This is a genomic window from Chryseobacterium sp. FR048, from assembly GCF_056844665.1.
The window spans coordinates 168,149-180,861 of sequence record NZ_JBXDSE010000001.1 but is presented as its reverse complement, the minus strand read 5'-3'; the positions used below and the strand labels follow the sequence as shown (position 1 = coordinate 180,861).

General features: G+C 37.1%; 13 protein-coding genes. 5 read left to right on the top strand and 8 right to left on the bottom strand.

Annotation, left to right across the window (positions count from 1 at the left end; translation table 11 throughout):
- Positions 1 to 8: 8 nt before the first annotated feature.
- The 3 genes from AC106K_RS00805 to AC106K_RS00795 form a co-directional block, all read right to left on the bottom strand.
- Positions 9 to 1,166: an AraC family transcriptional regulator gene (locus AC106K_RS00805; RefSeq protein WP_482442889.1), complete on the bottom strand. Its 1,158-nt coding sequence runs from the start codon at positions 1,164 to 1,166 to the stop codon at positions 9 to 11.
- 106 nt (positions 1,167 to 1,272) lie between these two features.
- The gene (locus AC106K_RS00800; RefSeq protein WP_482442888.1) at positions 1,273 to 1,848 is read right to left on the bottom strand and encodes a hypothetical protein; all 576 of its coding nucleotides are present in this window, start codon (positions 1,846 to 1,848) and stop codon (positions 1,273 to 1,275) included.
- A gap of 8 nt (positions 1,849 to 1,856) precedes the next feature.
- Positions 1,857 to 2,651, bottom strand: a complete 795-nt coding sequence (locus tag AC106K_RS00795) for an alpha/beta hydrolase (RefSeq protein ID WP_482442886.1) — start codon at positions 2,649 to 2,651, stop codon at positions 1,857 to 1,859.
- A gap of 391 nt (positions 2,652 to 3,042) precedes the next feature.
- Here AC106K_RS00795 and AC106K_RS00790 point away from each other — a divergent pair, with 391 nt between their 5' ends.
- The 4 genes from AC106K_RS00790 (at position 3,043) to AC106K_RS00775 (ending at position 8,633) form a co-directional block, all read left to right on the top strand.
- Complete coding sequence (locus AC106K_RS00790) at positions 3,043 to 3,534, top strand: hypothetical protein (RefSeq protein ID WP_482442885.1); 492 nt, start codon at positions 3,043 to 3,045, stop codon at positions 3,532 to 3,534.
- A 343-nt stretch (positions 3,535 to 3,877) separates the two neighbouring features.
- Complete coding sequence (locus tag AC106K_RS00785) at positions 3,878 to 6,028, top strand: TonB-dependent siderophore receptor (RefSeq protein ID WP_482442883.1); 2,151 nt, start codon at positions 3,878 to 3,880, stop codon at positions 6,026 to 6,028.
- A 288-nt stretch (positions 6,029 to 6,316) separates the two neighbouring features.
- Positions 6,317 to 7,591, top strand: coding sequence for a PepSY-associated TM helix domain-containing protein (locus AC106K_RS00780; RefSeq protein WP_482442881.1), 1,275 nt, complete (start codon positions 6,317 to 6,319; stop codon positions 7,589 to 7,591).
- The gene (locus AC106K_RS00775) at positions 7,575 to 8,633 is read left to right on the top strand and encodes an alpha/beta hydrolase (protein ID WP_482442879.1); all 1,059 of its coding nucleotides are present in this window, start codon (positions 7,575 to 7,577) and stop codon (positions 8,631 to 8,633) included. The genes AC106K_RS00780 and AC106K_RS00775 overlap by 17 nt, the downstream gene beginning before the upstream one ends.
- A gap of 63 nt (positions 8,634 to 8,696) precedes the next feature.
- Here AC106K_RS00775 and AC106K_RS00770 read toward each other — a convergent pair whose 3' ends face one another.
- The 5 genes from AC106K_RS00770 to AC106K_RS00750 form a co-directional block, all read right to left on the bottom strand.
- Positions 8,697 to 9,149, bottom strand: coding sequence for a MarR family winged helix-turn-helix transcriptional regulator (locus AC106K_RS00770; protein ID WP_482442877.1), 453 nt, complete (start codon positions 9,147 to 9,149; stop codon positions 8,697 to 8,699).
- The gene (locus tag AC106K_RS00765) at positions 9,150 to 9,563 is read right to left on the bottom strand and encodes an EVE domain-containing protein (RefSeq protein WP_482442875.1); all 414 of its coding nucleotides are present in this window, start codon (positions 9,561 to 9,563) and stop codon (positions 9,150 to 9,152) included.
- Entirely contained in the window at positions 9,560 to 9,979 is a 420-nt protein-coding gene (locus AC106K_RS00760; protein WP_482442873.1) for an SRPBCC family protein, read from the bottom strand. Before AC106K_RS00760 ends, AC106K_RS00765 begins: the two co-directional genes overlap by 4 nt.
- Before the next feature lie 197 nt (positions 9,980 to 10,176).
- Positions 10,177 to 11,208, bottom strand: a complete 1,032-nt coding sequence (locus tag AC106K_RS00755) for a hypothetical protein (RefSeq protein WP_482442871.1) — start codon at positions 11,206 to 11,208, stop codon at positions 10,177 to 10,179.
- Between the two features lie 20 nt (positions 11,209 to 11,228).
- Positions 11,229 to 12,080, bottom strand: a complete 852-nt coding sequence (locus AC106K_RS00750) for a hypothetical protein (RefSeq protein ID WP_482442870.1) — start codon at positions 12,078 to 12,080, stop codon at positions 11,229 to 11,231.
- A 67-nt stretch (positions 12,081 to 12,147) separates the two neighbouring features.
- Between AC106K_RS00750 and AC106K_RS00745 the strand changes: the two genes are divergently transcribed.
- Complete coding sequence (locus AC106K_RS00745) at positions 12,148 to 12,666, top strand: Crp/Fnr family transcriptional regulator (protein WP_482442869.1); 519 nt, start codon at positions 12,148 to 12,150, stop codon at positions 12,664 to 12,666.
- The last annotated feature ends 47 nt before the right edge of the window (positions 12,667 to 12,713 follow it).

Here is a 12,713-nt window from a genome sequence, read left to right as displayed (position 1 = left end):
ATCAATTATTATAGTTCATCTTCAGGTGAAGCATCGATATTTAGTTTTTTGGCATATTGGCTGGGAGACATTCCTGTAATTTTTTTAAAATTCCGGTTAAAGCTTGTTTTAGAATTGAATCCACATTCAAAAGCAAGAGCCAATAAGGTGTACTGTCTGCTTTCGGGCTGTAAAAGTAATTGTTTGAAAGCCTCAGCCCTCAAAGTATTGATATAGTCATAAAAATTTTTCCCTTCCTTTGAATTAATGACCTGAGAGAGGATGCCGGGTTGTATATTCAGTATCCTGGCAAGATCCCCTAAAGTAAGCTCAGGATCTTTATAACATTCTTTTTCCTTCATTAATAGAGTAAGTTCAGCCTGAATTTCAAAAGCTTTGGTGTCTTCCAGCTTTGTTTTTTCATATTTTATAGGATCAATCGCTTCAGGAATAACAGTAGCTGTTGGCGAAATATCAGTTTCAAGTACAATAGGATGAATCACTTCATGGGCCGATAGTGCATTAGAAAAAATACCGACCTGGCGAATACCGAAATATCCTATGAAAAAAATAAATAAGGCAATAGCAACATACAGAACCTGTACCGATTGTATAAAAATGACGACAATCCAGATGAAGCCCATTCCTGAGATAAGATATTGCATCCAGTTAAGAGTAATCTTGTCTGTATTGGAAAACTGGCCCACAATGTTGTGCCGATGTCTTCGTAACAGAACGAGCGATCCCGCCACATAAGCTACACCTGAAATCATAATGGCAGCCACCATACCCTGAAATAAAGGTTTGAACGATTGGGTGGATAAGGAACTAAACTGAACTCCCGGAAGTATAAAAGCAAGGAGTATAGCTACAGCTACAGCAGGAATAAAATGAGCCCAATAAGGTCTTGCGTTACTTTGCTGGCCACTTAGAAATAAAATATACAAATAGAGAAAAGGGCCATGGAGAAAAGGAAGTGGTAACTCCCATCCCAATAGCAGAGGTATTCTATAGATCGTTCCGGATGCATACCCTGCAATAAATAGCAAGTGAACCAAAGCAAAAAAGAACCAGGTACAGAGAATCCTGTCAGCAATGCTTTTATGCTGTTTACTGATCAATATAATAAAAAGGAATAATGATATTGAAATCCCGCCTATGTAAATAAGTTCCCAGCCTATTGCCATTACCATAACAAATCAAAAAAGTAAAAATAACAAATAATCAGTCTGTTATCTCTTTTTTCTTATTCATACTCAATAAAATTCTATTCGTTTGATAGCCAATTCCTTTTTATTTGTAGAGCCTGATGCCAATTCCCACTTCCAGATAAATCAGGTTGGTCAATGTTCCCTGCGGATAATAACGGATGGGGCTAAAAGGAAGATACAATCTGGTGTCAAATGTATATCTCTTTTTTCCCACTGAAAACTCATACATCAGTCCATAATCACCGACGGTACTGTGAGTACTGATGCTTATCTGTTCCAGATCCGGATTCTGAAGCGTTTCTTTAAATGCAATATGCCTGATACCGCCCAGAGCTAATAGGGTATGCCGGCTTTTTCCTTTTTTTCCGTACAGAGAATACCCAATTCCTAATTTTTGAGACAGAGAATAATTGTAATGAGTTTTGATGTATTCATCAAGGGAATTTCTGAACAGCGAAAAACTGATCATAGAATGGGAGACTACGGAAAACCTGGAATTCAACGGATGCAGCATCATGACTGATACTGTAGTTTTTACAGGACTTCCTGTAGCACCAATAGCCGGTTTTATTTCAAGCACCTTTTTCTGCCTGATGGTATCCTGTGCCTGTAGCTGTACACCAATAAACGTATAAAGACAAATCAATAATAAACGCATATAAAAGATTAAAGTTGATGAAAATAAAAAGAGATTGCTTTTCGGATATTAGCCTTTTTAGAACCCAGATGATCCAGTCCTCCTGCCAGATTATAACCTTGATAAAATCCGTTATAATGCTGGTTAAGGATCAAACGAAAAGCTTCTATAGGAGGAAGCATTCCCCCTTCTTCCAGTTCCCCTGCAGCTAGAAAGAACCTACCACTTCTGGACTGGTTTCCGGCCCTGTTTTTTTTTTCGTTGATGAGTACCACCTGATTTCCCACCCAAAGTGAAGGGCTCAGGCAAAGATAATTTCCAAAGATTTCAGGATAATTGGTAAAGCAATATGAGCCCAGTAATCCCCCGGCAGAGTGTCCTAAGATGGCCCGGTCTTCACGGAAAGGAGTTGCCTGATAATCTTTTTCCAGTCTGGGGATCAATTCATCATGAATAACTTTCACGAACTCATCAGCCCGGCCAGCATGGTTTTTATAAGGAACAGGCAGATAATCGTCCAACCTGTCATTCCCCCAGCCGATACCTACAACCAGAATATCATAACGCTGGAATTCTTCGGATTGTTTCTGAACCTCCTGAGCGACAAAATTAAAATCCCAGTTTGAATCCAAAACATACAGTGTTTTATATTTTGAATTTGTAGAGTAGTTTTTCGGAAGTGCTACTTTGATAGGATAAGTACTCCCATTAACCGAAGAGGTAAAACTGAATTCCCTTACATTCTTCTGATCAAATTCTTCCTCCCGGCAGGCGGTTAAAAAAAATAGAAACATACTAAGGCATGTGATAACAGATATTTTCATTTGGATGAGGTTTTTATCGATAGTATTTTTTCATGTTGACAAGGCAAAAGTAATGGAGCTGTGGATGCTGAGCGCTCCATCTTATAAGGTGGTCTTTGTTTTAAGTTGCAGTTTTTGAGAAGGTTGTGTTGTTTTTTGTTTTGAATTATAACAGTGGTGGATAAAAGATATGTTTCCTGTATTTCTATTCAGAAGAAATAAAACATAAGAACCTGATTATGGATAAAAATGGTTTTTCAGTCCTTATAGATCTTCCGGAAATTGGCAGATAAAAAACGGATTTTAAAAGCTGTTATTTTTTTGCGGAATTATTTATAAATTAGAGCGTTATAAATGAAAGCTGTAGAACCTATAAAAACGGATAGTATCTTCAGCAAACTAAACAGTAACCATGGCAGAATATTACGCAAAATCAAACAATTCTTTATCTTTTGAAGTGGAGAAGGAAGACCAGTCAATCGGAGAGCTTATCTATACCAATTGGTTTAGCTTTAATGCTGAAATGGTGACTTTAGGTCATTCTTATAAAGTTGAACCCAAAGGCTTTTGGGGAACCACCATAGAACTTAAAGATCATGAAAGAGTTTTGCTTAAATTCCGTATGAACTGGAATGGGGAAATTGTAATACAGACCTATTTCGATGGAGTAAAAGATGGTTTTCTTTTTAAGCACAGAGGGATCTTTAAAGATTCATTTGTCCTTACCGATCAGCAAGGAACCGAGCTTTTCGTCATGAAGCCTCATCTGAAATGGAGTACATTGAATTATGAATACCAGATCATCACGTCCGAAAGCTTTGAAGTCCTTTCCAATAAAGAGATTTTGCTGCTCAATTCGTTACACTGTGCAAATTATTATATGTCAATGATCGCTGTTGTTTAGAAAAGCAGAACAATTTTTTAGAATTCTGCCTTGGGATTCTTCAGAAATATTTAAATGAATACAATCATTGATTTATACCTTAAAATCTTAGTCTGAAAATGAATCATACAATTGGTAGATTTCTTAATTATTCAATCATTATTTACTATTGCTAATCTTTAGATAAAATATTTTCATTCTTCTGAATGTAAGTTAAAATACTTCACCAGTCAGGGTTTTCGATATTCGGAAACCCTTTATTGATGGGCTGTTTTGAAGAGGATATTTTATGATTTCCATCATGTTTTTATTTAGAATTAATAAAAATAAAGTAATTTAGCCTCCACTAAGCTTAATTATAAAAATGAAAAAAACTATTATTTCTGCATCTTTACTGGCAGTAACCATGCTAAGTGCACAGGAGACAGATACAATTAAAGTCTCCGAAATTCAGTCGGTATCCCTACAGGGAACCCACAACTACAGAACCAAAAAATCAGAATCCATCGCAAGACTCCCGCTTGAAAACCTTGAAAATCCCACGGTATACAACCTTGTTCCTAAAGAGATCATCAGTGAAATGAGTGCCATAGATTTCAATACTGCGATGGCTTCAGCTCCGGGAGTAGTGGTTAACAACAGTGTAAATGACAGCGGGAATGATATTTTCATGAGAGGATTCAGCTCAAATGCTACTTTCAGAAACGGATTGGTTCAAAATCCAAGAGTACAGTCAGAAATTGCCAATATTGAAAGAGTAGAAGTGATCAAAGGGCCGTCAGGAACCTTATTTGGCGGAACTATGGCGAACTATGGCGGAGTGGTGAATGTAGTGACCAAAAAACCACAGGAAAACTTCGGCGGAATTGTTAATTATACCACCGGAAGCTGGGGAATGAACAGGGTCACGGCTGATGTAAACACTCCTTTGAATAAAGAAAAAACAGCTCTGGCAAGATTCAATGTGGCGGCTTATTCTCAGGATTCATTTCAGGATGCGGGCTACAATAAAGGATTATTCTTCTCAGGAAGTGTGCTTTATAAAGTAAGTGACAAGACAACGGTAACATTGGATACCGAGTTTCATGCACCGGAAAAAACGCTGAATGCCTATGTAAGAAATTCAGAAAAGCTAAGCTATCATTCTATGAAGGACCTGGAAGTGGCGTACAAGAGAGCATTTACAAGTAATGATATAGGTTCAAAGAGAACCAATTTTGTAACAATGGCTGAAGTTACCCATAAGTTCAATGATCAATGGACTTCCAGAACATCTTACCAAAGAGGGGAGGCTAATGAGAACGAATCAATCTTTTTAGTGCTCAGATATTTGAATGACAAACAGGTGGAAAGAATGATCCGTCCGTTTGACAGCTATAAAATAACCACCGATAATATTCAGCAGAATTTCATCGGGGATTTTAAAATAGGAAACTTAAGAAACCGTCTGGTCGTAGGGATAGATTACTTCCAGCAAACCTCAAAATATCAGTTCCCTTATTATGATTCTAATGGCTACAGCAATGTTTTTATGCCTTATGATAAAGTAAACCTTGACAGCTCTTCAGTCTGGGATCCTATTTCCAGAAATAAATTTAGAAATACAGCCAGAAAATCTACAGAGTCGGATATTACCAGATTCAGAACAGTGAGCGCTTATGTTTCTGATGTTTTGAATATTACAGACAACCTTCTTGTAATGGCAAGTTTAAGAGTAGACAGTTATAAAAATGACGATACAATTATTAACGGTGTAGAAATATCCACTAAAAATGGGTATGCTGAAAATAAAGTGGCCGGATATAGCCAGACCCAGTTTTCTCCAAAATTTGGGTTAGTCTATGAAATTGTAAAAGATCAAATATCATTTTTTGCCAATTACGTCAACGGATTCAAGAATTACGCCCCCTCTCTTAACGAAGTGGGAGTCCTTACAAAATGGGATCCGGAGCAAGGTAATCAGGTAGAAGCAGGGTTCAAATTGGATCTTTTTAATAAAAAATTACTCACCACAATCAGTTACTACAACATTAATGTTAAAAACAGACTGGTTGCTGATCCGGGGGGAATAGGAAGCATTCAGGATGGGAATATTAAAAGTCAGGGAGCAGAGATCGGTATTATTGCTAACCCTTTGAAAGGCTGGAATATTGTGGCTGGTTACGGCTACAATGATAATAAATACAATGACCGAAGCAAAGACAGTGGGAAAAGAATTGCCTGGACTCCTAAACATGTAGCCAATCTATGGACAAGTTATAAAATTATGGATGGAGCTTATGAAGGGCTGGGCTTTGGTGCAGGATTTAATTTTGTAGATCAGTCATACATTAATATTACCAATCATTTTCTTGCACCGGCCTACACTACTGTAGGAGCTACTGTTTTCTATGATAAAAAGAAATACAGAATCGGTCTGAAGATGAATAACGCTCTGAATCAGATGTACTGGAACTTCTACGGCCAGCCACAGAAACCAAGAGAGATTCTTGCCAATTTTGCCTTTAAATTCTAATACCCTTTAAAAACAAAACATAGGCTGTCCCAATCTTAAGCTAAAGTCTGTTGGAAAAATGAAGACAAAGACTACCATCTGATATTTTGTTTTTGCCACGAATGCAAGAATTATTTTATTAGTGCATTCGTGGCTATATAAAAAACATCTGGTTTATCAAGATAAAATTTTAGACTATAGAATAATGCCTCTCAGAGTCTTTATAGGTAATTAGAATACATTAATAGTTGTTACCTCTTTGTTCTTTCCCAACCACCTTAATACATTTTGACAGCCTCAGATGTAGATATGGAAAATAAAAAAACTAACCCAAAGAAAAAACAGGGAAAATCCCTGACCAAAAGAATCACCGGATGGCTCCATCTCTGGCTCGGACTTGTTTCCGGAATCATTGTTCTTACCGTAACCCTTTCCGGGACCGTATTTGTGTTCTGTGACGAGATTATTGATCTGTGTGGCGGAAGCGCAAAATACGTACAGGTTCCTGCCCATGCAAAAAAAATGACTCCCGAAGAGCTTCTCACTACATTTCATCAGCAGGTTCCGGACAGGAAAGCATTTTATTTCGATACCTATAAAGAGGCAGACCGTAGTTTCCGGGTAGCCTCAGCCACCAAGCCTCCCAAAGATAAAAATGCAGAAAAAGCAGAGAAACCTAAGGGAAAGGGAAGAGGTCCAAGAGGCGTTTTTGCTTATCATTATCTGGATCCTTACACCGGAAAAGTAATGGGCTCTACCAAAAGCTATGAGTTTTTCTATGTGGTGGCCCATATTCATGCCCAGCTCCTGGCAGGGAAATTTGGGAAAACAGTTGTGGGAGTGGCATCGATCATTTTCTTTATACAGCTGATCGGTGGTTTGATCCTTTGGTGGCCAAAAAAATGGAATAAAACCACAAGAACAACCGCATTTAAGATCAAATCCGGCACAAAATGGCGCAGGAAAAATTATGATTTTCACAATGTGTTTGGGTTTTATTCATTATTGCCGGCAGTATTCATTACCATTACGGGGCTTATCATGGCTTATAAAGTATTGACGGATCTTACTCAGGAAGCATTCGGTGGAGTAGCAGACGCCCACGCCATTGCAGAAAAGTACGAACCGAAGTTTGATCCTGATAAAAAAGCACTGCCTTTTACCGCTTTTATCGATCGGAATTTTAAAGAAATCCCTGAAGCCCGGCAGATCAGAATGAGTGTACCGAGAAAAGATTCTGCTACTGTCTACAATGTGGTGGCTGCCAAGTTTATTGGATTAAAAAGTATTGTCGATGGGAAAAGCAGAGAAGTTAATAAATATACAGGCAATGAAATCAATTATCCAAAGGAAGTTCAGATGCATGAGGTGATCGAGCATATGAATTTTGATCTTCACGTGGGGTATTGGGGTGGAATGTTCGGAAAAATCTTCACGTTTATCGTCGGCATCATCTGTACAAGTCTTCCCATTACCGGATTTCTGATCTGGTGGGGGAGAAGAAACAAATCATCAAAAAAGACAAAAGAAATTAAAAATATTTATCAACATCGAAAAGAAGGACATCATGAACAATTGGTTTAAATTTTTATGCTTTTCCCTGCTTTTGGTTTTTACATCAAAGACGAATGCGCAGGAGAAGATAACAGTAGGAGAGAAGCAGACTTTATTTTCAAAAATTTTAAATGAAAACAGAGAAATCTGGGTACATCTTCCCAAAACCTATAACGACAGCAGCATCAATCCTGCAAAATATCCGGTTATTTATCTTTTGGACGGCGAAATCAATTTCGAATATTATGCAGGAATGACCGATTTCCTATCAAAAGCTCCCTATGCAGATATTCCGGAATGTATTGTAGTGGGCATTAAAAATACAGAAAGAACAAGAGACCTTACCCCTACAAAATCCCAGAAGAAAAGTCCCGTAAATCCCAATCTTACTCTTTTTGCAGACAGTGGTGGCAGTGAAAATTTTGTAAAATTCATACAGGAAGAATTGAAACCTTTTATAGAGAAAAATTACAGAACACAGAATTATTCTGTTCTGGTAGGGCATTCCTTCGGAGGATTATTTGCGATCAATACCTTTCTTACCCATCCGGAATATTTCAATGCGTATGTAGCCAATGATCCCAGTCTTTGGTGGGACAATAAGGTTCTGATCTCAAAGACCACGGATTATCTGGAAAAGAATAAATCATTTCCCGCAAAAAAATCGTTGTATGTTTCTCAGGCAGACAACGAAGAACAGCAGAAAAACTGGAATTCCGATATGACGCAGGCTATTGAAGAGTTCAAAGGAATTGTTGAGAAAAGCGGCTCATTGAACTACAGGCACCGCTTTTTCGAGGGTGAAGTGCATGGAACGGTTTCCTATCCGGGAAATTATGAAGCTCTGAAGTTTATATTTAAAGGCTTTAGAACCGATATAAAACAGCTGGCTAAAAACCCCAAACTGCTTGAAGAAGATTATAAAAGGTTTTCTGATAAAATGGGGGCAGAATTCATTCCTTCAGAAACCTATCTGAACGTTGTTCTTAAATTTATGAAAAGCAATGATTTCAAAGAACCTGAAGCTTATTTTATGAAGCAGAAAGACAAGCTTTATCCTAAAGTTAAATAATTGATAAAATGGGGTAGATTGACAAGTGTTCAATGTACCCCATTTTTTATATAGACCTTTATTTTATTGATGCTTTAATAAACTTTGCAGATTCCTGTTGAACTCCTGTTGAGGGCTATCAAGCTTTGAAAAGAATTCACGATCAAAAGCTTCAACAGCAATAACAGCTTTTTTTATCGTTTCTTTTCCATGTTTTGTTATTTCAATAGTCTTAGCTCTTGTGTCTGTGATATGCTCTTTTCGACTGATAAATTCCTTCTTTTGTAATGCTCTCAATACCTGCGAAGTCGTCATGGGATCAATCTTAGTGTGCTGAGAAAGAATGATTTGAGTAGCTTCGGTTTTCTGAATAGACAGCCAATGAGTGCTGGCCAGAATAACAAATTGTGAATGAGTAAGGTCAAAAGGCAGTAAAGCTTTCTTGATTTCCCTTTGCCAAAGATTGGTAACCTGCCATAATAAAAATCCCGAACTGTCCTCGGCTTTCTCTACACTGAATGTATTATCCTTACTCATTTAGAACATTTTTGAAGCGATTAATTTAAAATCTTTTTCGGAAATTTCAAAATGCCCGTACCGAAAAGGGTAACCCCAGAACTTTTTATTCTCAATAAAATCAAGCTGATCAATCAGTGGAATAATAGAACATTCTTTACAATCATAAAACTCAATATTTCTTCTGAACGGAATAAAAGTTTCTGTCATTTGAAAAGAATAAATGTCATCATCCATAACTTTTCCAATTGCAGTAAAAGCCTGCAGTTTTTCCGAGCTGCTCATTGTTGTTTTGGAGGAATAAACAATAATATAATCTCCTTTTTTCATTTTTTGCAAGGGCGTTTTTTTTCCATGACAAACCTGTATAAATTTGCCTTCCACACCACGTTCAGCATGTTCTTTAGAAACAGAGGCCATCCAGTATTGTATCATAATTTTTTTGCATTTTTAATTTGATTGGCAATATCTTCCGGAAGATTTTCTACAATATCCTGCGCGACTAATTTGATCCAAAGCCTCGATAATAAACCTGTAACAGTCATAGTAATGGTGATTTTTAAACCATTTTTTGTCTCTTCATAAGTATGCTCACCATACATTTTCGCGAATGGAAAAGAAGTCAGATCTGTAAATTTCTGAAATGGAATGACTTCAACCAATTTTATTTTGACTTTTGGACCTCCCTTGGGTTTTAAAATAAAGAAAGATCCCTCTTTGAACTCTCCCAATAGCTTTGAATACTCAACAGTATCATCCCAATCTTTCCAATGATCGATATGGGTCGTTAATTTCCAGATTTGCTCTTTGGAAACTTCCTGAGTCAGTACCGAATATGATTTTTTCCACATAATAATATTTTATATGCGCAAATATAGTAAGTGTACTTATTAAATGCAAATTAAAAAAAATAAATTAAAACTTGATGATAAAATGGTGTTTATTAGGCTTCTGTAAATAAAAAAGCAAATCTGCATATTCACAGATTTGCTTTTTGAAGTATTTTTTTATCTCGCAAGGTTTGCGTAAGACTATTCAGTTTGAAAGATTAATGCCTGTTATCACAATTAATCGTAAGCTCTTTCTCTTTCTTATCCAAAAATGTGATCGCAGGGCACCCGAAAGATTGAGTTAGGAATCCAAAAGCTACAGGCGGTTTTCCTTTGAAAAGATAGCCGGTCCACTGAATAGCATTGGCCCCATCGGTTTCTATTGCGTTAAGCGGAGAAAATTCTGCACCGTCACTTCCTGCTGTTGTATATGTTTTTTCAAATATTTTCTCATTGTGATCGTTGATGACAACCAGTTTACGCTCCATGACCATTTCTTCTTCAAGATAATCCTGCAGATAATAGTTCAGTTTTTCATATTGAGCCTGGTAGGTTTTCCCGAATTTCAGCTTCGATTGGGTAAAATACTTTTTTGAAATATCAGCAGCCGCTTTTTTCCATGGGATGGCTTTCATTTTACCTTCAACGAATGGATTTTTATTCCCGAAATAAGCCACGGCATTATTATATTGGTCATAGACCTCATTGTTTTGTTTGGTGGCAAGCTGGAATCCAAGCATATAGTAAGAAGCGTCCAGATCTTCCCCTTCCGTGGTATAAGGACTTAAATAGGCAACGGCTTTCAGCTTATTTAACGGTATTTTCTGAAGCTTGTTGAATTCATAATTGTAAAGGAACAAAGAGTCATTTTCAGCAAGATGAAGACCATTCAGCATTTTCTTTCTGTGTGCCGGATCCAGCTCCAGACACTGCATCTGATCAAAAGGAACAGTTTTTTGTTTTTTAAAAAGGTCTTCCTGTATAGACTGAGGTTCATTATAGAGGTCTGATACGGAGATAAATACATCTGCCAGTTCATTGTTCTGCGCAGAAGACATCATGGAGACATTATAGATATTAAAATGAGTATAGTCTATTTTGTCTTCAACTTTTGCTGTTTTAATAGAATCAATCGTGGGTTTTGCTGTACTGTCAGCCGCTTTCTTTTCTTCTTTACTACAGCTGATAATAGCCAGTGGGAGGGATAGAAGCAATATGGATGTTCTGATCTTCATAAGCTTTCTTTGCATTAATATTGTTTTAAATTATTTTATAGTTTGTAATAAGGTTCTGAGAAATATTTACTTGGCTTGATGTAGGCCATTTTTCTGTCAGCATCAAAGATCCATATAAACCGACGAAGCATATCTGCTCCGAAATAGCTTACATTCTGTGTCTTGAGATCACCTGCGAAAAATCCTACAGAGAGATCTTTAAACACGATATTGCCCAGTTTAAAAAATGGAAGAACAGCCTGTTTTGTGATCAGACTCTGGCCTTTGGAATTTTTCAGTGTTTTTTCACCTGTTACTTTCAGTTTGGTATCCAGTTCTTTTTCTTCAGCAAAACGGTTACTGTACAGAATTCCTCCCGAATAGCCGGACTGAAGGGCAAAATACTCTTCCTGCTGCCGGTTTCCGTCAATAACATTATCTCCGGAAATATGAAAAGCATCATGATCAAAAATGGTCTGAATAGGCTGGAAATCTTTCAGATCCGGTTTCTGGTCATAAATCACAAACTGGTTGTTGTCATAGTCTATTTTAAACATCTTTCCTTCAAAAAGCCCGGTCCCGATTTTTCCGTCAGACTCGTTTCCGCTTAGCTCATTGTCAAAAAAGCGTACATTTTTCAGTGTAAGTTTTCCAATCTGTACTGTATTACCATCACTGATTTCCTCTTTGTTGAAAATAATATGATCTGCTTTTCGCTGTCGGGCAGGGGAAATAGCGCAGTCTTTCATTGCGATCTGAAACATCAGATGAAGAGAGTCTTTTTGGTTGACCAGAGTTTTTACAATGATGTTATTCTGTTTTGTAATCCGGAAAGGAATCTTTTGCTGAGCCTTTGTACCAAAAAATCCGGCAGAAAGGAGCATAAAAAAGGCTGTTTTTTTGAGCATTCTAGTGATTAGTGTTTAAACCTTTAAAATTACCCATTATCTTTGGAATAGCAAATACTAAAATGAAATGGTAGAAAAATTGCTTCAAAGCGGGATTCACTGGGAAAAAAAAGAGTTCAGAAGAAACGAATTTCTGAAGATCTCAGGAAGCACGGATACCCATATTTATTTTATAGAAAATGGGAGTGTAAGAATCTATATGACCGATGATCAGGAGGAAAGAATCATCCGTTTCGGATATACCGGAAACATTATTGTTTCTCTGGATTCTTTTCTTTCCGGAAAACCTTCGGATCTTTATATTCAGGCGATAAAAAAGACTACAGTAAAAATGGCTTCCAAAAAAGATTTCTATGAATTTGTCCAATCCGGTGAAGAATCCATGAAATTTTGGATGAACGTCCTGGAAGATCTGGTACTTCAACAGCTGGAAAGAGAAAAAGACCTGCTGATCAATGCCCCTGCGGAACGTTATGAACGTGTTTTGAAGCGAAGTCCCAAACTGTTTCAGGAAGTTCCCAATAAATACATTGCCAATTATCTGAGAATGTCACCGGAAACTCTGTCAAGACTCAAAAAATCTTGAGTTCAGTCAAGATTTAAGAAACATCATATCAGGATATTTGTATAAAA